The sequence below is a fragment of the Salinimicrobium terrae DSM 17865 genome, assembly GCF_000424665.1.
In the GTDB taxonomy this organism is placed as follows: Bacteria; Bacteroidota; Bacteroidia; order Flavobacteriales; family Flavobacteriaceae; genus Salinimicrobium; species Salinimicrobium terrae.
Genome location: NZ_KE384221.1, coordinates 159,630 through 180,370, shown reverse-complemented (window position 1 = coordinate 180,370; position 20,741 = coordinate 159,630). Strand labels below are relative to the sequence as shown.

Genomic DNA, 20,741 nt, shown 5'->3' with positions numbered 1-20,741 from the left:
TACAGGTTTTTATTTTCCTTTAAAAAATCTGCGTAATTTTTAAGCTGAAAAAAATTAGTAATAAAAGCTCATTTTTGACACCTGTAGTTTTTCTGACTTAGCAGGTGAGAAAACAAAAGGTAGTTTTTCATTGGTCTTCACAACCCACAACAACAACACAACCTGTCCCGTTCAGACTTAACGGGAGACCATTGTTTAACAATCCTGCAAATGAGCAGGAGTAGAATTAAAAAAATTTATGATTCCAAAGACATTTAAAGAGGTCATCGATTTAGGAGACGGCAGGACCATCTCCCTCGAGACCGGGAAATTAGCAAAACAGGCTCATGGGTCTGTTGTAGTACAAATGGGAGATGCCATGTTACTTTGTACTGTAGTCTCGAACTACAACAAAAGTACGGCAGACTTTTTCCCTCTAACAGTAGATTACAGAGAAAAGTTTGCAGCTGCCGGTAGATATCCCGGAGGATTTTTCAAGAGAGAAGCACGTCCAAGCGACGGGGAAGTTCTTGTAATGAGAATTGTTGACCGCGTTTTGCGTCCTCTTTTCCCTTCAGATTATCGCTATGAGACCCAGGTGATGATCCAGTTGATGTCTCACGACGAGGAAGTTATGCCCGATGCACTTGCAGGTTTGGCAGCTTCAGCAGCAATTCAACTTTCAGATATTCCTTTTGAAACAACAATTTCAGAAGCACGTGTGGGAAGGATCAACGGCGAATTCGTGATCAATCCAAGCCGCAGCCAGTTGGCAGAATCTGATATCGATATGATCATTGGCGCCTCTGCCGATTCTGTAATGATGGTGGAAGGTGAGATGAAAGAGATTAGCGAAGAAGAAATGGCAGAAGCTATTAAATTCGCTCATGAAGCTATCAAAAAACAGATCGAAGCACAGAATAAGCTGGCCGATGCCTTCGGAAGAAAAGAAGTGAGAGAGTACGCTGTTGCAGAATCTGATGAAGATCTTTATGCTAAAGTTCGTGAAGCTGCATACCAGAAAGTATACGACATTGCTAAAGGCGCGCACAGTAAACACGAACGCAGCGATGCATTTTCAGCAGTAAAAGATGAGGTTTATGAAATGTTCTCTGAAGAGGAATTAGAGGAGAAAAAAGACCTGATCAAAAAATACTACAACAAAGTAGAAAAGGAAGCAGTACGAGAATTGACTCTTGCTGAAGGTTTACGTCTTGACGGAAGAAAGACAGATGAAATTCGCCCAATCTGGTGTGAGATCGATTACCTTCCATCAGTTCATGGTTCGGCATTGTTTACCAGAGGAGAAACTCAGGCACTTGCTACTGTGACCTTGGGAACGTCAAGAGAAGCCAATATGATAGACATGCCTACTCATCAGGGTGAGGAGACTTTCTATCTACACTATAATTTCCCTCCTTTTAGTACAGGGGAAGCCTATCCAATTCGTGGAACCTCGCGTAGGGAAATAGGACACGGAAACCTTGCTCAAAGAGCATTAAAAGGTATGATCCCTGAAGATTGCCCATATACGGTAAGAGTAGTTTCTGAAGTATTGGAATCCAACGGATCTTCTTCTATGGCAACGGTTTGCGCCGGAACCATGGCAATGATGGATGCAGGTATTCAGATGAAGAAACCGGTCTCAGGAATTGCAATGGGATTAATTTCTGACGGAGAACGTTTTGCAGTGCTTTCAGATATTCTAGGAGATGAAGATCACCTGGGTGACATGGATTTTAAAGTAACCGGAACGGCCGATGGTATTACCGCCTGCCAGATGGACATTAAAGTAAAAGGACTTGCTTACGAAATTCTTGTAAAGGCTTTAAAACAGGCTCGTGAGGGAAGGCTTCATATTCTGGATAAGCTGAACGAAACAATTTCAGAACCCAAATCATCTGTAAAAGCTCACGCTCCAAAGATGGAGAAAGTGGAAATTCCAGGGGAATTTATTGGTGCCGTTATTGGGCCTGGTGGAAAAGTGATCCAGGAAATGCAGAAGGAAACCGGCACTACCATTGTCATTGAAGAAGTTGAAGAAATGGGAGTGATCGAGATTCTTGGTGTAAACCAGGAGATGATTGATGAAGTGAAAAAGCGTATTAAAGCTATTACTTTTAAACCTGAGGTTGGAAAAGTTTATCCTGTAAAGGTGGTCAAGATGCTTGACTTTGGAGCAGTGGTAGAATACGCCGAAGCCAAAGGAAATGAAGTATTGCTTCACGTTTCTGAACTTGCCTGGGAACGTACAGAGAATGTATCTGATGTTGTAAACATGGGTGATGAATTTGAGGTGAAGTATCTTGGAATCGATCCAAAGACCAGAAAACCGAAAGTTTCAAGGAAAGTACTTCTTGAAAAACCGGAAGGTTATTCTCCAAGACCTCCAAGAGACAATAACCGTGACAGTGGTAGACGTGATAATCGCGATAACCGTGGTCGTGATGACAGATCAAGAGGAAACAGAGACAGAAACGATAGAAATGACAGAAACGACAGGAATTAATCCTGATTCTTAACAATTATAAATGCCTTGCTAAATAGCAGGGCATTTTTTTTACCTCACCTTCAGCAATATAGCCTTCTCCCAAATTATTTACATATTCTTTCTTTGTTTTTATTTAGATTGATTCTACATTTGCCCTCAATTTATAATCAATCCAAATAAAAATATAATGAGATTTCTACCCCTTCTCAGTTTAATGCTCTTCGGTTTTATAGCCAATGCTCAAAACGCAAGCCTGTCTGGTAAAATTACCGGACCTCAAAATGAACCAGTACAATATGCTAGCGTCAGTTTTCAGAATTCAAATATTACTACCACCGCAGATGCGGAAGGAAATTACCACTTTGATTCTCTGGAATCGGGTGAATATTTTCTAATAGTAAATTCCCCCGGATTTAATACTGCCACAAGAAGAGTACAACTAGAACAAAACGAAAACAAAACTCTCAATATCATTCTTGAAGAAGAACTCAAGGATCTGGCCGAGGTAGTAATTACCACAAACAGAAGAACAGAAACTTTAGATGAAGTGCCATCTTCTGTTTCAATTTTAACTTCAAGAGAGATCGAAAGGCTAAATTTAACTAGTAATTCCATAGCCGATATAATGAATGAAGTTCCCGGTCTTGCAATAAGCACCAGCCAAACCAGTAGCACCGGGCAAACTTTGCGAGGTAGAAAAATGCTTGTCCTTATTGATGGAATTCCACAGTCTACTCCATTAAGAAACGGAAGTAGGGATGTGAACACTATTGATCCAAACGTCATTGAAAGGATCGAGATCATAAAAGGTGCAACGGCTATTTATGGTAACGGCGCAGATGGCGGAATCATTAATTATATCACCAAGACTCCTAAAGCTTATAAAAAGCTTGAAAGTACTACTGAGCTTAGTAGCGGTATTTCTTTGGTGAATTCTAAACATACTCTTAGCTCAAAATTATCACAAACTTTTGCCGGGCAAACAGGGGGTCTTGGGTATGTTGCGAACGCAAGTTTCGGGCAAACCGGGATATTTAGAGACGCGAACGGGGAAGTCATATCTCCGTCTTATGGTTTAGGCGAAACAAATCAGTACAATTTCTTCGGAAAATTGAATTATGCAATTGATTACAACAATACTGTTGAATTTATGTACAACTATTTCAGCAGCAATCAGGATACGGAATATATTAATCAACCCGGAGTTTATGGAGAACGTCCCGCAATAGGGGTCATTGGAGAAGTGCTGGGGGTTGACCAGGGGAACAGGTATAACCATAATGGCCAGTTCACTTACAATTCTTACAATCTTTTTGGTGATACAGATTTCAACGCCAATCTATACTTCCAGGATTTCCAAACGGTATATGGGTTCTCTCCTTTCTTCTTTAACAGTGAAACAGGTTTTGAAGGTGGACAATCCATGATCGAATCAGATAAGAAAGGAATCCGTGCAAATTTCAGGACACCGTATGCTCTTGGCTCAGAATTTTCCGGAGACATTCTATACGGGATAGACATTTTGAACGACGTAACTTCTCAATATCTGGTCGATGGCAGGCTTTGGGTTCCCGAAGTAGATATGAAAAATTTCGCCCCTTATGCCCAGCTTAAGACTCTCTACGGCGATTTCGTGTTAAAAGCGGGAATCAGGTTTGAGAATATAAATGTAGACATTCCAGATTACACCACAATTTTCATTATGCCAAACGAGGGTACTCCCCAAGGGAATGTATCTGTTGAAGGCGGGGAACTCAAATATGACGCCACTACTTTTAATGCCGGCTTACGCTATAATCGTTGGGAACAATTTAAACCGTTTGTTAGTTTTTCTCAAAGTTTCTCCATTGCAGATCTTGGCCGTACTTTGAGAAGTGCCACAGAAAACACTGTAGACCAGATCTCTTCAGAAGCTGTAATCGCCAATAATTATGAAGCAGGTTTCAACAGCAACTTCGGAAACACCAGTATCAGCGGAGCATATTTTGTAAGTACATCTGAACTTGGTGCTACTTACCGTGAAGTTGACGGAGTTTTTCAAATTGCACGTCAGCCGGAAATAGTATATGGTTTTGAACTTGCTCTTGATTCCAAGTTGTCTGAAAAAATTGATTTTGGAACATCGGTCTCTTACCTTGAAGGAAAGTTGGATGCCGAAGATGATGGAGAATATGAAAATTACATGAATGGTGATCGCATACCACCGTTAAAGATTGCCAGCTACGTGAGCTATGAAGTTTTTCAAAAGCTTAATATGCGTCTATCCCATATTTACAGTGGAAACAGAGATAAATTTGACCCGCGTCCTAATGGTTCTTATGTTTATGGGCAAGGACCCGTAGAAGCTTTTAATCTGGTTAGCCTTTCAGCCAACTATCACATGACAGGAAACACACTTCTCAGCCTTGGAGTCCAAAACCTCCTTAACCAAGATTATTATCTTCCTATTTCCCAATGGGACGCCAGACCAAGCAATTATATTAAAGGAAACGGAGCAAGATTAAATTTATCTTTAAAAGTTAATTTATAATTTCAACCCAAATGGCAGCTATAAAATTTATAGCTGCCTCTTTTTTTCATGAACAACAGGAAGATTCTAAAATATCACTCTATTGCCGGCTTAATTGCAGGAATTTTTCTTGTTCTCATGGGAATTTCGGGTTCTATTCTGGTCTTTCAGCAAGACATAGAGGATCATCAGTGGAAAGAATATCTTGAGATAGAAAATTATTCTGGTCTTAACATCGATCGGGGAATTCAGGAAATTCAAAGAGATTATCCAGGCTGGGATACCCGTCTAATGCACTTTGAAGAGAACGAAGCATTAATCTTTAACCTTAGAAAGCCAACTGAACGGCTTTTTGTTTTTGTTCACCCTTCAACAGGTGAAATCATTAAGGAGATCAATGAACTCACTACTTTCACCCGATGGTTGTTAAAGTTCCACTACTCTTTCCAGGCCGGACCTGCGGGCAGAGTTCTGGTTTTCATTATAGGAGTTTTATTTTTATTCTCTCTCTTGACCGGAATTTACCTTTACAGAAAAAGTGTCCTCAAGACCCTAACCTGCAGCACTCGTCTAAACCTGAAAACCAGACGTACATTTTATTCCTCTTTGCACCGCATTGTTGGAACCTGGGCTTTGCTGTTCAACCTGGTACTTGTTGTAACCGGAGTCTTTCTCGCGTGGACAGTTGCCGCTGCCGGACTTAATCCCCCGGCCATTGCAGAAACGCCTGTTGTAAAAGCACCGGTAAATGATCTACTTATGGAGATAGCCGAGAACTATTCCAATTTTAATCCCACCTACATTCGGCTTCCTTTTAATGAACAGGGAACATTGACAGTATATGGCCTTTTCAATGACGATGCTTTTTATTACTCTGAATTTTACAATAAGATTAATGCAGATTACCAATCGGGTGAGATCACAGGAGTTACCCGAATTCAGGAAGCAGATCTTAAAACAAAACTTTCGAGCACACTTATCCCTCTACATTTTGGACAATATGGCGGGATCTGGACTAAATTATTGTACTGTATAACAGGGCTCTCGGGACCATTTTTGTCCATTACTGGCTTCCTGATTTGGAGGCAGGGAAAACAGGTTAAAAAACTGAAAAGGAAAAAATATTTTCATTATCTTTAATTCTTGTAACATTCCCAACCCTTCTTACGTATAACTACTACAAGAGTTATTCATAATTAAAATCCAAGGAGACGTTAGATGAGACAACTTAAAATTACGAAGCAGGTAACAAACCGTGAAACTGCTTCGCTGGATAAGTATTTGCAAGAAATTGGTAAAGTTGACCTGATCACCGCAGATGAAGAGGTGGAATTGGCACAACGAATTAAAGCGGGTGATGACCGTGCTTTAGAGAAACTAACTAAGGCGAATCTTCGTTTTGTAGTATCTGTAGCAAAACAATATCAAAATCAGGGCTTGACCCTTCCCGACCTTATAAACGAAGGAAATTTAGGACTAATAAAAGCTGCCAAAAGATTTGATGAAACCCGTGGTTTCAAATTCATATCCTATGCCGTTTGGTGGATTCGCCAGTCTATACTTCAGGCTTTGGCAGAACAGTCCCGTATTGTGCGTTTACCGCTCAATAAGATTGGTTCCATAAACAAGATCAACAAAACTTTTGCTTTCCTTGAGCAATCGCATGAGCGTCCGCCAAGTGCAGAGGAGATTGCAAAAGAACTTGATATGACCATTAATGACGTTAAGGAATCTATGAAGAATTCTGGGCGTCACGTATCCATGGATGCTCCGCTTGTTGAAGGTGAAGATTCCAACCTGTATGACGTATTACGCTCGGGTGAATCCCCGAACCCCGACAGAGAGCTTTTACATGAATCTTTACGTACAGAAATAGAGCGGGCTCTTGAGACGCTTACTCCGCGTGAAGCCGATGTAATTCGTCTTTATTTTGGTCTGGGAGACCAACACCCAATGACTCTGGAAGAAATTGGCGAGACTTTTGATCTAACAAGGGAAAGAGTAAGACAAATAAAAGAAAAAGCTATCAGAAGGTTGAAACACACCTCGAGAAGCAAAATCTTAAAAACATACCTGGGATAAGTCCCTGGAACGAAGCAACAGTTGATTACTGTTCGTTTTTTGATTGATTGATGAAGAACCCGGGGCTGATTACCCCGGGTTCACCTTTTTAAATCAATTTTGAAAACAATTATTTTAGCTCTACAGTCCAACATTAATTAGTCAGTAGAACCGGGGAAACTAATTAAGCCGGAATAAATGGCAATTATGACGATTACGAGAACCAGAATTGCAATAAAGCATCCCATTTTCCCATAATTTTTCTTTTCACTCTTTTCTTCAACTTCCATAAATGTTTTTTTTGGTTCTGTTTATTCTAAAGATACAAAAATCTTCCTACAGCAATTGCTTTAATACCAGTTAAGCCTTTTACCATAATTCTTGTTACTTTTACGAAGTCTTATTTTCGACCACATGAAAAATAATTTAATTGCTCCTTCCTTACTTGCTGCAGACTTCGGAAATCTTCAACGTGACATCGAAATGATCAACAACAGTGAAGCCGACTGGTTTCATATTGACATTATGGATGGCGTCTTTGTTCCGAATATCTCTTACGGAATGCCTGTTTTGGCAGCGATTCAAAAGCACGCGAAAAAAACAATTGATATTCACCTCATGATTGTTGATCCCGACAGATATATCAAGGAATTTGCTGCTCTTGGAGCCAATAATCTTTCGGTACATTATGAAGCCTGCACCCACCTTCACAGGACACTCCAGGCAATAAAGGCCGAAGGTATGAAGGCAGGTGTTGCTATCAATCCACACACTCCTGTAGAGCTCCTGGAAGATGTGATTGCTGATATTGACCTTGTCTGTATGATGAGCGTAAATCCCGGTTTTGGCGGACAAAGCTTTATTGAAAACACCTACAAGAAGATTGAAAAACTGAAGCAAATTATTGAAAGGAACAATGCTCCTACTTTAATAGAAATTGATGGCGGAGTGACCGATAAAAATGCGGCACAATTAATAGATGCCGGTGCAGATGTACTGGTAGCCGGCAGTTTTGTTTTTAAAGCTGAAGATCCAACCCAAACCATTAAAAACCTGAAGTCGCTTGTCAACTCCTGAAGATAAAATATACGACGCAGTTATCGTTGGCGGCGGACCTATAGGCATCGCCTGTGCCATGGAGGCAAAAAAGAAAGGCCTCAATTATGTCATTTTAGAGAAGGGAACGCTGGTTAATTCGCTGTACAATTATCCGTCAAACATGACCTTCTTTTCCACTTCAGAAAAACTGGAGCTCGATGATATTCCTTTCATAAGTACTAATCCGAAGCCACATAAACAAGAAGCTTTGGAATACTACAGGAGAATAGTCACGTCAAACCACCTCAATATTCAACTTTTTGAAAAAGTGGAAAAAATTGAATCTGAAGATAATCTCCATAAAGTCACGACTTCCAAAGGTTTCTACAGCTCCAAAAATGTCATTATTGCGACAGGTTTTTATGACATTCCCAATTACCTGAATATTCCGGGAGAAGATTTGCCAAAAGTCGCTCATTACTACGGCGATCCGCACTTTTACGCCACCCAAAAGACAATTGTTGTTGGAGCCAGTAATTCGGCTGTAGATGCTGCGCTTGAGATATACCGTAAAGGCGGCGACGTCACTATGGTGGTGCGTGGTCCTGCCATTGGCGAACGTGTGAAATACTGGGTAAAACCCGATATTGACAACCGTATAGATGAAGGGAGCATAAAAGCAGTCTTTAATGCTGAATTAAAGGAAATAAGGGAAACCGAAGTGATAATTACCTCTAAAGAGGGAGACCAGGTCCTGGAAAATGACTGGGTATTATTGCTCACCGGCTACCGTCCGAATTTCGAATTTTTAAAAGACATGGGAATCCAACTTTCGGAAGACGGGAAAAAGATTCCGCAGTACGATCCTGAAACCATGGAATCCAACGTCAAAGGGATTTATCTTGCAGGTGTAATTTGCGGCGGAATGGAAACCCACAAATGGTTTATTGAGAATTCCCGGGTACATGCGAAAATGATATTAGAGGATGTTGTTAAGAGTTAGGAGTTCAGAGTTATGGAACTTAGCCGTAAATTTTGTCATCTCAACAGGACGAAGTTTTAGGAAAAGCGAGTGACGAGAGATTTCTTTCATTCCGAGAATTACCCTTAACCCATTGCGAGATCAGCGGGAAATATTTAGTTTTTTACAATTCCTACTTCTACCTTCGTAGATCTAACTTCCAACAATGTCTCAACAGCCCCGCATATGGACAATTGGTCATTCCACTCATCCGCTGGAGGAATTTTTGGAATGGTTGCAATCCCATAATATTGAAGCCCTTGTTGATATTCGCCGGTATCCCGGGTCCAGGAAATATCCACACTTCAATTTGGAAGCTTTAGCCGAATCCTTTCCCAAAAATGGCATTTTTTATCATCATTTTGAAAATCTTGGAGGTCGGCGGAAGGCAAAACCAGATTCTGTTAATCAGGTGTGGCGGCATCCGTCCTTTCGTGGCTATGCCGATTATATGGAAACTTCTGAATTTAAATCCACTGTTGAAGAACTTAAAGCTATTGCTACTGAAAATAGAACCGCTATTATGTGTTCTGAAGCTGTTTGGTGGAGCTGCCACCGGGCTATGGTTTCAGATTATCTTAAAGCTGAAGGCTGGAAAATCCTCCACATAATGGCACCCGAAAAAACTACCGAACACCCCTACACCAAACCTGCCAAGATTGAAGGTGGAAAGCTTGTTTATAAGGAGTGAAACTCCACAGCGAAATTTGAATTTGGTGCTTGTAACTTGAAATTTATTCCTCTATCATCGACAACTGAATCCGCTTTCTCGCCTCATCCACCTCCAGCACGGTTACCTGTACATGCTGGTGTAATTTCACCACGGAATTTACATCGCTCACGAAGTCATTTTTCAGTTTGGAAATGTGAACCAGTCCGCTTTCTTTGATCCCAATATCCACAAAACACCCGAAGTTGGTGATGTTGTTCACTATACCCGGCAGTTTCATTCCGATTTCCACATCTTTGATGCTCTTCACCTTTGGATCGAATTCAAAAACTTTAGCCGATTTTCTTGGATCTACTCCGGGTTTCTCCAGCTCGCTTAGGATGTCATTAATAGTGGGTAAACCTACGGCTCCAGATATGTGATTTTCGAGAGTAATTTTAGAAATGAGCTCTTTGTTGCCAATAAGATCCTTCAGTCCAACCTTGAGGTCGGCAGCCATTTTCTCTACTATAGAATAACTTTCTGGATGTACAGCGGAGTTGTCCAACGGATTTTCAGAAGTAGTTACTCTCAGGAATCCGGCGGCCTGTTCAAAGGCTTTGGCTCCCAACCGCGGAACTTTCAGCAGCTCTTTTCGGGAAGAAAATTCCCCTTTTTCACTTCGATAGTTGACAATATTCTCAGCTAAAGACGGTCCAATACCCGAAACATAACTGAGTAATGGGGCACTGGCAGTGTTCATGTTTACACCTATAGAATTCACACAGCTCTCCACTACCCTGTCCAGTTCATTCTTCAGTTTTGCCTGATCCACATCGTGCTGGTACTGCCCAACTCCAATAGCTTTGGGATCGATCTTCACCAGCTCGGCCAAAGGATCTGCCAGCCGACGGCCAATAGAGACTGCTCCCCGCACAGTCACATCAAAACTGGGAAATTCTGCCCTGGCAATCTTTGAAGCTGAATACACCGAAGCTCCGGCCTCATTCACCACAAAAACCTGCACATCTCTGTCAAAAGGAATCTTTTTGATGAAAAATTCCGTTTCACGGGAAGCAGTACCATTCCCAATGGCTATAGCTTCAATATTATAGGCATTCACCAAAGATTTTACCTTTTTTGAAGCCATGGCCATTTCCTTTTGCGGCGGATGCGGAAAAATGGTTTCATTGTGCTGCAAATCTCCCTTTTCGTCCAGACACACTAGCTTACATCCCGATTTAAAACCGGGGTCGAGGGCCAGGATTCTTTTTGCACCTAAAGGCTGTGCCAACAATAACTGCCTAAGGTTATCTGCAAAGACTTTTATGGCTTCCGTATCTGCCTTTTCTTTGGCTGCAGATAAAATTTCGTTGGAAAGCGCAGGTAAAAGCAATCTTTTATAAGAGTCTTCAATTGCTTCCTCAATGAAATACTTGCCCGAATTTTGCTGTGGTTTTAGAATAATGCCTGCAATTGTTCTAACAGCACCCTCCTGCTCCACCTCTATCTTCACCCTTACAAAACCCTCTTTTTCGGCTCTAAGGATGGCAAGTAACCGGTGAGATTGAATGGATTTCAATTTTTCCTCCCACTCAAAATAATTCCGGAATTTTTGCGCCTCCTCCTCTTCAGCTTTCTTTTTTACCACTTTTGCAGAGATCACTGCCTTTTGCTGAAAAAGTTTTCTAAGTCGGCTTCTCACCCCCTCGTTCTCATTGATCCATTCCGCAACAATATCTTTTGCTCCCGAGTTGGCATCGGCAACTGTGGCTACTTCTTTACTCAAGAATCTTTTTGCCGCTGTCTCGAAATTAGGAGAATTTTGTGCCATAATTATTTTGGCCAGAGGCTCCAATCCCTGCTCCCGGGCAGCATCAGCTTTGGTTTTCCGCTTTCTCTTATAAGGAAGATAGAGATCTTCCAGCTGCAGAATATCTTCGGTATTATTGATCCTTGATTCAAGTTCCGGCGTAAGGGCATCCTGTTCAAAAATGGCTTTTAGAATGCTCTTTTTCCTCTTTTCCAGTTCTTCAAATGCCTCTTTCCATTTCACAATTTGCTCAATCTGCACCTCATCCAGGTTGCCCGTCATTTCTTTCCGGTAGCGGGAAATGAACGGAATAGTGGCGTCTTCCCCGAGTAACCGAAGCGTATTATCAACACTCTTCTGTGGAAGATTTGTACGAGTAAGAATAAAGTTTGTAGAATTCATCTGTAAAAACTAGAATGGATGGCAAAGATAAAAGCCTGAAGCTTCTTTCCATAAAAAAGCCTCCCGAAAATAACTCCGGGAGGCTTTTAAAGTAATTCTTCAGACTGCTATACCAGGACTACTTCTTCGATTTTTGAAGAGGAGCCATAGCCGGCCAGAATTTTTCCGTAGAACTTAAGGTCTGCATCACTGCTCCTAAAAGTTTTTCTAATGTAGGCAACAGCCTTAGCAAGCGGAATTCTATGCACCTTGATTTCAGGATAAGGTGAATTTTCTTCTTCATTCTCCACACCTACTTCAATACTATTAGACTGTTTGTCATAGCACACGAAAGTAGCCTGATAATTATGTTTAATAAGTTCTTCAAGAGAGGCGGGTAACTGGTCGCACTCCCTGCACTCTTCAATTTGGTGCGGCAACAGGTTCAACACCTGGTTTTGAATATCGGTTTTACTCTGATATGAAATCATTCCTTTTCAATTTTTTTCTAAAAATAAACCAGTTGATCGTGTCCCAAATGTTTTTTAATTTAGGTTTAACTTAATTTCTTGTCATTGTTTAAGCTGTTGTTAATTTTCTAAAGAAAATTCTTACTTCTTAAATTGCAGCCGTAAATTTTATTTACCAAATTCTTTAATGATGAAAAACATCTTCGGGTCCTCTGGAAAGTTTTGTATTTTAGAAAAAAAGACCCATGATCTCCATTGCAGAAAAAGAATTTGAAAATGTCTTTACACAAACCTTTGAAGGTGATGACAGTGGTGACCGGACTCCTCGTCAAACCCCCGGAAAACTTTATAGCAAGGCAGTACCAACTCCTGTTGCCGCACCTAGACTAGTAGGTTGGTCGACAGATCTGGCTGAAAAGTTGGAGATAAATTATCCTTCTCCAGCAGAAGTGGAAATTTTAGCCGGTAATAAAATCACTTCCTCAATGAATCCATACGCCGCTTGTTATGCCGGGCACCAGTTTGGGAACTGGGCAGGACAGCTTGGTGATGGGCGGGCTATAACCCTAGGGGAATGGGGTTCCAAAAATGGTATTTTTGAACTGCAATTAAAAGGTGCAGGACCTACTGCCTATTCCAGACATGCAGATGGTCGTGCGGTGCTACGTTCTTCGGTTCGGGAATACTTAATGAGCGAAGCAATGCACCACCTGGGAGTTCCCACTACCCGTGCGCTGGCCTTGGTTTCCACCGGGGATAAAGTTCTAAGGGATATGTTCTATAATGGGAATCCCGAATATGAACCCGGGGCTATTGTGACACGAGTTGCTCCCTCTTTTTTGCGTTTCGGGAATTTCGAGTTACTGGCCGCTCAGCGTGAAACAGAAAAACTTAGAAAACTCGTCGATTGGACCATTGATCGGTTTTTTCCGCAATTCATGGAGGAAGAAGATCGGATTCTTAAATGGTTTCAGGAAGTGGTGGAAAAAACGGCATTTTTGATGAGCGAATGGCAACGGGTAGGCTTTGTTCACGGAGTCATGAATACAGATAATATGTCCATTTTAGGACTAACAATTGATTATGGTCCCTTCTCCTTTCTTGATAATTACGATCACAACTTTACACCTAACACCACAGATCTTCCCGGCCGCCGTTATGCCTTTGGGAACCAGCCTTCCATTGGATATTGGAATCTGGGCAGGCTGGCTAATGCCCTTTCCCTGCTTTTTGAGGAGACGGAAGGACTGGAAAATGTTCTGGAATCTTATGAAAAAATTTTCTGGGATCATTACTATGGGATGATGAGCAGAAAATTAGGTTTTGAAAAAGTTGGAAAGCAGGAAAAGGAACTTAATTCTCGATTTGAAAAGGTACTTTCGGTAATCCAGCCAGATATGACGATTTTTTATCGCTTACTCGCCGATGTTCCACCTGAAGTTAATCCACAAGCCATAAAAGATCACTTCCGGAACTCATTTTACCAAGATTTATCTCCTAACCAAGAGGATCTGTTCACCACACTGATAACAGACTATTCAAAAATGCGAAAAAATAACAACCTTTCTGAGGAAGCAACAAGAGACCTGATGAACCGAACCAATCCCCGAATAATTCTTAGAAATTACCTTTTACATCAAGCGATCGAAGAACTTGAGAAAGGAGAAGACGAGCTTTTCCTTAGGTTACAGGAGGCTATGGCCCAATCTTACGCACCCTCAGGTTTCGATGACTTTATTAAAAAACGACCTTCCTGGGCAGAGACCAAAGCAGGTTGTTCTATGCTCTCGTGCAGTTCATAATATGAATTAATTAACATTTGGTCGAGAGTTGGAAGTTGTCCTGTAATCTTTTCCTGACTCAAATTCAGAGTTTTAACAGGAAATGATTTGCTGAATATCTAAAATTTTATAAATTAGAGTAAATTCTTTTAAGAGGATTTTAGAAGTTTAACCAATAAATGATTGATCATGAGAGCTCCAAAAAGTAATTCCGACGAAAAAGAGAAAATATCTGGTTTTGAGGCATGGTTTGATGTATGGTCTGACCACTGCATGGTCGCTGCCTTTTTCATTTTTCTGGTGCTTCTAGGTTTCATTGTCTAAGATGAAATACTTCTTATGAATATAACTCCGAATTTATTTCCTTAAACTTCACAGGCATGTTTATCTTTGGATAAAAACCCGCCGGTGGATCTAATAAAAAAAATTGAGAATAACCAGATCCTGCAATACTTAATTGGACTTGGATCGATCTCAGTAATTTCATTTCTCTGCTTCCTTTTTATAGATATAATAGGTTATCACGTTGTTGCACTCATTCTACTACTGGTAGTTTCTATTCTCGCGATGTTCCTGGAAACTTTCCCCATAGTTATTGCAGCTATAGCAAGTGCTTTAATCTGGAATTTTTTGTTTATTCAACCTCGTGCCACCTTCAATATTACCACACCACAGGATGCATTACTCTTTCTCATGTATTTCGTTATTGCCGTAATGAATGCGGTTTTTACTTCAAGATTACGAAAAGTGGAGGCTATTGCCCGGCAACGGGAGGCCAAAGAAAGGACGCTACAGCTATACAACACCATGATAAATTCTCTTTCTCACGAATTAAAAACTCCAATATCCACTATTATTGGTGCTGTGGATACCTTAAAGATGAATTCCGGAAAAATCTCTGAAACCAATAAAATTGAATTGTACAGCGAAATAGACCTTGCCGGAAACAGGCTCCACAGGCAGGTTAATAATCTTTTAAGTATGAGTCGCCTGGAATCAAATTTTTTCAAGCTTCAGCTGGACTGGTATGACATTAAAGAGATCGTTCATACTGTTATACAGAATAATCGAAAAGATTCCCATCACGTATCTTTTTCACCTTCAGAAGACCTCCCTTTATTTAGAATTGACGGTCCTTTAATTGAGCAGGTGTTACATAATATTATTCATAATGCGCTTGAATACACTCCGGCAGGTACAACCATACAAATTCTGGTGAATTCCGGGAACCGGAAATTGCAAATTCAAATACTGGATAATGGACCCGGTTTTCCGGATGATACGCTGGAACGAGTTTTTGAAAAGTTTTACCGGCTACCAAAAACGGCAACGGGGGGAACTGGTTTGGGTCTTTCTATTGCAAAAGGATTCACTAAAGCTCATAATGGTACCATAAAACTCCAGAATATACCTTCAGGGGGTGCAAAGTTTTCCATTGATATACCTGCCGAAACTGCCCCCTTAACAACTATAGATGATGAATAAAGGGGAGATCTTAATTATTGATGATGAACCGCAGATAAGAAAACTGCTAAAAATAGTTTTGGAAAGCAATGACTATAAAGTGGTGCAGGCTGTTAATGGAACCGAGGGATTAAATCTTGCAGCCAATCATCCTCCGGAACTTGTCCTACTGGACCTGGGCCTTCCCGATAAGAGTGGTCATGAGGTTCTATTGGAATTGAGAAACTGGTTCGAAAAATCCATCATTATCCTCTCCGTACTGGATTCTGAAGAAGACATTGTCAAGGCCCTAGACAATGGAGCAACAGATTATCTTACAAAACCATTTAGAACCGGTGAATTGCTTGCAAGGATACGCTCTTCAATACGTCTTAATCAAAATGTGGAATTGCAACATATAATTTTTGCAGACGATTTGGAAATCGATCTTACATCCCGGTCTGTATTTCGGAATAAGGAAGTTGTAAAACTTACTTCCACCGAATACAATCTACTTATTCTTCTGGCCAAAAACCAGGGTAAGGTTTTGACTCACCAGTACCTTTTGAAAAATATTTGGGGGCTCGGAGCTCAAACAGAAACTCAATACTTGAGGGTTTTCATCGCGCAGCTGCGCAAAAAGTTGGAAAAAGATCCTAACCATCCAGAACATTTCATTACGGAAAGCGGAGTGGGTTATAGATTTCTATGATCTTTATAAAATCTTTATACACTCTCCTGAATCTTTACACTCTCCTTATATAATCCAGAGTACCTTTGTTCTGTTTACATGGACAATAGGAAAACAGACGATAAAGACAAAGGATCATCCTCATACAGCCACCTCAAATGGCCGAGCATTATCATTGCCTTCCTTATTATCCTACTAATCATCTTTATGGATTACTGTTCCAGAACCGGACAAATTTAATTCTGAACATTTGAACTTTCCAAATCTTCAAAAACGGAAGAAGATCGAAAAAAGACTCAAAGCCATAAAGAAGTTTTCTTTTTGGCTAAGTCTCCTCACCGTTTGTCTTATAATATTTGATCTGGGCTTCACCCACAGATCGGTAACTGAGCTCTATCTTACAGATTTTTATCTCATAGCTTTAATAACTGGCAGTATTACTATTCTTGTAAGATATTACGTATCCAGCGAAAAATTTCCTGTAAAAGTTCGGCTTTTTGATGGAGCAATTTTTTTTCTGAATGTTCTACTGGTATTTATAAAACTGGATTTCCTACTGGAAACATTTCCATTCCTGGCTTTTTTTAATCATATGGGGTGGCTTTATCTTGCACTGTTGATTTACTTTGTCCGGGAATTTTCTGCCGTACGTGTCGATTTCAACAGAGAGCTGCTTAATCCTGCGCAAATCTTCATCGCCAGCTTTTTGGGATTGATCCTTATCGGCACTTTCCTGTTGATGTTGCCAAAGGCAACCTATGAAGGGATTTCGGCCCTTGATGCTCTGTTTACCGCCACTAGTGCCGTTTGTGTGACCGGTCTTATTGTTGTTGATACACGAACCTATTTTACTGATCTTGGACAAACCATTATTCTCATTCTTATCCAGCTGGGCGGACTTGGAATTATGACTTTTGCCAGTTATTTTTCTTATTTCTTCCGCGGAAAAAGTTCCTACGAAAATCAAATCATGCTGAAAGATATGACTAACTCCGAAAAGATTGGAGAAGTCTTTAGTGTATTAAAAAAGATCGTTTTACTTACCCTTGCTATTGAATTGGTAGGTGCCATATTTATTTTCTTCAGCTTACAGGAAGGTACCGTAGAGGGTTTTGGAGAGCAGGTCTTTTTCTCCATTTTTCATAGTATCTCGGGGTTTTGCAACGCAGGATTTTCAACTCTTGAAAATAGTCTTTATGAACCCGAATTCAATTTTAATTACCCTCTTCAGTTAATTGTTGTTACTCTTTTTATTTTAGGAGGAATAGGATTTCCTATTCTCTTCAACCTTTATAAATATTTTACTTATTACTTCAAGAACCAATATGCAAAATTAAAGCATCCGACAAATTCGGTTTACACCCCCTAGGTTATTAATCTTAATGCGAGGATTGTGCTTGTCACTACTTCAGTTTTATTAACAGTGGGAACAATTTTGTTCTATTTCTTCGAATATAACAACACCCTGGAGGAGCACCCGTGATATGGAAAACTGGTAGTATCATTTTTTGGAGCCGCAACTCCAAGAACCGCCGGTTTTAATTCCGTCGATACCAGTGCCCTCAATTTTCCAACCATTATGATTGTCTTTATTCTCATGTGGATAGGCGCTTCACCCGGTTCTACAGGGGGTGGTATAAAAACAAGCACCTTTGCCCTAGCCACCCTTAATTTTTTTAGTCTTGCCCGCGGGAAGGACAGGGTAGAAGTTTTCAGAAGACAAATTTCTGATCTTTCCATAAGAAGAGCCTTTGGAATAATCGCCCTTTCCCTATTCCTCATCGCTTCATTTGATGAAGAAAAAACCTTGCTTAGTATCGCATTTGAATCATTTTCAGCTTATAGTACTGTAGGTCTAAGTCTGGGCATAACTCCAAACTTAAGTCCGGCTTCAAAAATAGTAATTATAGCAACTATGTTTATTGGGAGAGTAAGTATGCTTACCATTCTTATTGCTCTTCTAAGGCGGGTGAAACATTTGAATTATAGATATCCAAAGGAAGAAATTCTAATGAATTAATGATATGAAATATATAATAATTGGACTAGGAAATTTTGGAGCCTCCCTTGCGGAAAAACTCACCAAAATGGGTAATGAAGTTATCGGGGTAGATATGAACATGAGTAAAGTAGAAGCCATTAAAGACAAAATTACTCATGCGGTCAATCTTGATTCAACAGATATTACAGCAGTCTCTAATCTCCCATTAAAGGATACAGATATTGTGATTATTGGTATTGGAGAAGATAAGGGAGCTAATATTATGTCGACAGCCCTTATGAAGCAATTGCACGTTAAAAGATTAATAAGCCGGGCAGTTTCTCCTTTACAGGAAATGGTACTTGAAGCTATGGGAGTAGATGAAATCATACATCCTGAAGAGGAAACAGCCGAAAGGTGGGCTAAGAAGTTAAACCTGCATGGAGTAGTAGATTCCTTTGAAGTTAATCGGGACTACAGCATCATTGAAACTGAAATTCCGGCAGAATTTGACGGAAGAACTCTGGAAGATATTGGCTTAAAAAGGAAATATGACATTATAGTTCTCACTAAAATTAAAATTACCAAAGAGAAGAACGAAATTGGAACAAACAGGGATGTCTCGACAGTACAGGGAGTAGCTTCGGCAAAGACGGTCTTACATAAACATGATATAATGGTGCTGTATGGACACAATAGAAATCTTAAAAAACTCCTTAAAGATCAGGAAAGATCCTGAACCAATAAACAGAGTAACAACTTTTAGTTAAAGCACTGTTCAAATAATCTCATCCTGCTACTTGACTCTTCCTGAACACCATCATTTAACATCTCAAAACTGTGGTGATCCAGAAAAAGTCAAGAAGTCCTCATAAAAGACATGATTTACAGAGTCCAATCTACACGACGTAAGATTCGAGCTACCTCTATTCCCAATCGGGCATGAAAGCATTTTCTATTAAAAGTACCCGGTTTTCTGTATCCTCACCAACGCCCTCAAGAACTAATGTGTAAATATCCCGTGAAGAAATTCCATCATTGGAAGTATTTACAAAAATAACTTCAGCTTCATTGGGAGAAAACCGGGGATCAAGATCATTCGTTCCTTCAGGTTTTTCGTGCGAATAATTCTCAAACTGTCTAGAGGAGAAATTATAAATAAATAAATCTGAATCGAGCCGGCGGTAAGAATCATTTCTAAATCCCGAACTGTCGTAAGTGTACAGTAATTTGTCTCCCTGAACTGAAAGATCCAGACCGCCCAAAGCCCCTTCCACATTGTTAAGGATTCTCTGCTTTATCTCTCCATCAAAATTGATAGTAAACAGATCCGCATCATAGCCATTACTATTATTGGTAATTAAAGCAATAGTCTGATTGTCTTCACTTACATCAACTTCAGTAATAAAGTCCCCGTTTTGAGTCTGAAAAATTTCGGTAGTTCCTCCACCTGTTACGTCAACCATATATAGTGTACCGAAGCTTGGATATAATAAGCTTGTACCGTCATCGGCCCAGGCAAAATCCACCTGATCCATATTAAAAGCTTTCACAGGGTAATTTGAAGTCACCTGCTTTTTTTCGGACCCATCGGGATCCATAGTGAATAATTGGGTTTGAGTGCCAACAATTCTCAAAAATGCAATCTTATCTGAAGAATTATTTTTTCGTGGCCGAAAACTGTTATTTGCTGAAGAAGTAAGCTGAAACTCCTCGCCTTCGGGACCCTTCGCAAATATTACGGAATTTCCATTAATCATACGGGTAAAAAGAATTCGGCTATCTACAGGAATGGCCATTGTTCTAAAAGAATACAAGGGACTTAAAATTTCGCTATTAATATCATCTGAAGCGCTTACCTGCCAAAAGTATTTTTGATCATACTCAAGACCTTCCACTGTATATGTGGTATCTTCAATATCCTCAATTAAAAAGATCTCTTCATCGCTGTCATTTCTTATTTCCAGCTGGTAGGTGAGATCATCCTCTTCGGGGTCTGTGGCATTCCATTTAAAAGTCACAGAAGGTGGAACATCAATAGCATTATCTTCAGGATAAACTGCACTGGGAGTACCAGGTGGTTTATTTCCGGCTGTTTCTCCTTCTAATTCAAAAATTACATTTACAGTGGTATTTGTCAAAACTGAAGCTCCTTCAAATTGTGACAAAAACCCTTCCTTTCTGGCTTCTACAGAATAATCATCGGCCGGAATATCGCTTAAAAGAAATTCTCCGTTTTCATCAGTAAATACTGTACTGCTTGCTGGATTCGTTGAGATGCGGGCGTTTTCAATCGGCTCATTAGTTCCTGCTTCCACTACAGTACCTGTAATGGCTCCAACTCCGCTATCATCCAAGGTGTCTTCACTGCATCCGACAATTAAAAAAATTATTGCCAATAGAGTAAGTATGTAGGTTTTGATTTTCATTGGT

Annotated in this window: 18 protein-coding genes; 14 read left to right on the top strand and 4 right to left on the bottom strand. The window is 40.2% G+C overall.

What is annotated here, in order from left to right; all coding sequences use genetic code 11:
• Positions 1 to 238: 238 nt before the first annotated feature.
• From H148_RS0113125 to H148_RS0113110, 4 genes are all read left to right on the top strand, one after another.
• On the top strand, positions 239 to 2,488 hold the full coding sequence (locus H148_RS0113125) for a polyribonucleotide nucleotidyltransferase (protein WP_029035207.1): 2,250 nt from the start codon (positions 239 to 241) through the stop codon (positions 2,486 to 2,488).
• Between the two features lie 169 nt (positions 2,489 to 2,657).
• Entirely contained in the window at positions 2,658 to 5,000 is a 2,343-nt protein-coding gene (locus H148_RS0113120) for a TonB-dependent receptor (RefSeq protein WP_029035206.1), read from the top strand.
• A 48-nt stretch (positions 5,001 to 5,048) separates the two neighbouring features.
• Entirely contained in the window at positions 5,049 to 6,119 is a 1,071-nt protein-coding gene (locus H148_RS0113115) for a PepSY-associated TM helix domain-containing protein (protein WP_029035205.1), read from the top strand.
• 78 nt (positions 6,120 to 6,197) lie between these two features.
• Positions 6,198 to 7,061 (top strand): sigma-70 family RNA polymerase sigma factor, encoded by an 864-nt coding sequence (locus H148_RS0113110; RefSeq protein ID WP_029035204.1) that lies wholly within the window; start codon positions 6,198 to 6,200, stop codon positions 7,059 to 7,061.
• A gap of 137 nt (positions 7,062 to 7,198) precedes the next feature.
• On the opposite strand, the gene H148_RS18965 is transcribed toward H148_RS0113110, so the two are convergent.
• Complete coding sequence (locus H148_RS18965; RefSeq protein ID WP_281169123.1) at positions 7,199 to 7,330, bottom strand: hypothetical protein; 132 nt, start codon at positions 7,328 to 7,330, stop codon at positions 7,199 to 7,201.
• A 124-nt stretch (positions 7,331 to 7,454) separates the two neighbouring features.
• Between H148_RS18965 and rpe the strand changes: the two genes are divergently transcribed.
• The 3 genes from rpe to H148_RS0113090 all read left to right on the top strand — a co-directional run bounded on the left by rpe (position 7,455) and on the right by H148_RS0113090 (position 9,790).
• Positions 7,455 to 8,117 carry a ribulose-phosphate 3-epimerase gene (rpe, locus tag H148_RS0113100; protein ID WP_029035203.1) on the top strand — a complete coding sequence of 221 codons (663 nt, stop codon included), beginning with the start codon at positions 7,455 to 7,457 and terminating at the stop codon, positions 8,115 to 8,117.
• Complete coding sequence (locus H148_RS0113095) at positions 8,104 to 9,081, top strand: YpdA family putative bacillithiol disulfide reductase (RefSeq protein ID WP_029035202.1); 978 nt, start codon at positions 8,104 to 8,106, stop codon at positions 9,079 to 9,081. The genes rpe and H148_RS0113095 overlap by 14 nt, the downstream gene beginning before the upstream one ends.
• Before the next feature lie 184 nt (positions 9,082 to 9,265).
• Positions 9,266 to 9,790, top strand: a complete 525-nt coding sequence (locus H148_RS0113090; protein WP_029035201.1) for a DUF488 domain-containing protein — start codon at positions 9,266 to 9,268, stop codon at positions 9,788 to 9,790.
• A gap of 43 nt (positions 9,791 to 9,833) precedes the next feature.
• Here the strand turns inward: H148_RS0113090 and H148_RS0113085 are convergent, their stop codons facing one another.
• Positions 9,834 to 11,963, bottom strand: a complete 2,130-nt coding sequence (locus H148_RS0113085) for a Tex family protein (protein WP_029035200.1) — start codon at positions 11,961 to 11,963, stop codon at positions 9,834 to 9,836.
• Positions 11,964 to 12,070: 107 nt separating this feature from the next.
• Positions 12,071 to 12,433 carry a hypothetical protein gene (locus tag H148_RS17920; protein WP_051286460.1) on the bottom strand — a complete coding sequence of 121 codons (363 nt, stop codon included), beginning with the start codon at positions 12,431 to 12,433 and terminating at the stop codon, positions 12,071 to 12,073.
• A 224-nt stretch (positions 12,434 to 12,657) separates the two neighbouring features.
• Here H148_RS17920 and H148_RS0113075 point away from each other — a divergent pair, with 224 nt between their 5' ends.
• From H148_RS0113075 to H148_RS0113050, 7 genes are all read left to right on the top strand, one after another.
• Positions 12,658 to 14,214, top strand: coding sequence for a protein adenylyltransferase SelO (locus tag H148_RS0113075; protein ID WP_029035199.1), 1,557 nt, complete (start codon positions 12,658 to 12,660; stop codon positions 14,212 to 14,214).
• 168 nt (positions 14,215 to 14,382) lie between these two features.
• Positions 14,383 to 14,517, top strand: coding sequence for a hypothetical protein (locus H148_RS18960; protein ID WP_281169122.1), 135 nt, complete (start codon positions 14,383 to 14,385; stop codon positions 14,515 to 14,517).
• Positions 14,518 to 14,601: 84 nt separating this feature from the next.
• A complete protein-coding gene (locus tag H148_RS0113065; protein WP_083961686.1) occupies positions 14,602 to 15,678 on the top strand; it encodes a sensor histidine kinase in 1,077 nt (358 codons plus the stop codon).
• Entirely contained in the window at positions 15,671 to 16,348 is a 678-nt protein-coding gene (locus H148_RS0113060) for a response regulator (RefSeq protein WP_029035197.1), read from the top strand. Before H148_RS0113065 ends, H148_RS0113060 begins: the two co-directional genes overlap by 8 nt.
• A 229-nt stretch (positions 16,349 to 16,577) precedes the next feature.
• Complete coding sequence (locus tag H148_RS18900; protein WP_245583427.1) at positions 16,578 to 17,696, top strand: potassium transporter TrkG; 1,119 nt, start codon at positions 16,578 to 16,580, stop codon at positions 17,694 to 17,696.
• 123 nt (positions 17,697 to 17,819) lie between these two features.
• Positions 17,820 to 18,347: a potassium transporter TrkG gene (locus tag H148_RS18895; protein ID WP_245583435.1), complete on the top strand. Its 528-nt coding sequence runs from the start codon at positions 17,820 to 17,822 to the stop codon at positions 18,345 to 18,347.
• A gap of 4 nt (positions 18,348 to 18,351) precedes the next feature.
• Entirely contained in the window at positions 18,352 to 19,047 is a 696-nt protein-coding gene (locus H148_RS0113050) for a potassium channel family protein (RefSeq protein ID WP_029035196.1), read from the top strand.
• Positions 19,048 to 19,234: 187 nt separating this feature from the next.
• On the opposite strand, the gene H148_RS0113045 is transcribed toward H148_RS0113050, so the two are convergent.
• Positions 19,235 to 20,737, bottom strand: coding sequence for a carboxypeptidase regulatory-like domain-containing protein (locus H148_RS0113045; protein WP_029035195.1), 1,503 nt, complete (start codon positions 20,735 to 20,737; stop codon positions 19,235 to 19,237).
• Positions 20,738 to 20,741 lie beyond the last annotated feature (4 nt).

Excerpts from the sequence above, each read along its gene's own strand:
- H148_RS0113125 (WP_029035207.1), top strand. The coding sequence starts at position 239 with ATGATTCCAAAGACATTTAAAGAGGTCATCGATTTAGGAGACGGCAGG.
- rpe (WP_029035203.1), top strand. The coding sequence starts at position 7,455 with ATGAAAAATAATTTAATTGCTCCTTCCTTACTTGCTGCAGACTTCGGA.
- H148_RS0113120 (WP_029035206.1), top strand. The coding sequence starts at position 2,658 with ATGAGATTTCTACCCCTTCTCAGTTTAATGCTCTTCGGTTTTATAGCC.
- H148_RS0113060 (WP_029035197.1), top strand. The coding sequence starts at position 15,671 with ATGAATAAAGGGGAGATCTTAATTATTGATGATGAACCGCAGATAAGA.
- H148_RS0113045 (WP_029035195.1), bottom strand. The coding sequence starts at position 20,737 with ATGAAAATCAAAACCTACATACTTACTCTATTGGCAATAATTTTTTTA.
- H148_RS0113075 (WP_029035199.1), top strand. The coding sequence starts at position 12,658 with ATGATCTCCATTGCAGAAAAAGAATTTGAAAATGTCTTTACACAAACC.
- H148_RS0113090 (WP_029035201.1), top strand. The coding sequence starts at position 9,266 with ATGTCTCAACAGCCCCGCATATGGACAATTGGTCATTCCACTCATCCG.
- H148_RS0113115 (WP_029035205.1), top strand. The coding sequence starts at position 5,049 with ATGAACAACAGGAAGATTCTAAAATATCACTCTATTGCCGGCTTAATT.
- H148_RS0113110 (WP_029035204.1), top strand. The coding sequence starts at position 6,198 with ATGAGACAACTTAAAATTACGAAGCAGGTAACAAACCGTGAAACTGCT.
- H148_RS17920 (WP_051286460.1), bottom strand. The coding sequence starts at position 12,433 with ATGATTTCATATCAGAGTAAAACCGATATTCAAAACCAGGTGTTGAAC.
- H148_RS0113050 (WP_029035196.1), top strand. The coding sequence starts at position 18,352 with ATGAAATATATAATAATTGGACTAGGAAATTTTGGAGCCTCCCTTGCG.
- H148_RS18965 (WP_281169123.1), bottom strand. The coding sequence starts at position 7,330 with ATGGAAGTTGAAGAAAAGAGTGAAAAGAAAAATTATGGGAAAATGGGA.
- H148_RS0113085 (WP_029035200.1), bottom strand. The coding sequence starts at position 11,963 with ATGAATTCTACAAACTTTATTCTTACTCGTACAAATCTTCCACAGAAG.
- H148_RS18960 (WP_281169122.1), top strand. The coding sequence starts at position 14,383 with ATGAGAGCTCCAAAAAGTAATTCCGACGAAAAAGAGAAAATATCTGGT.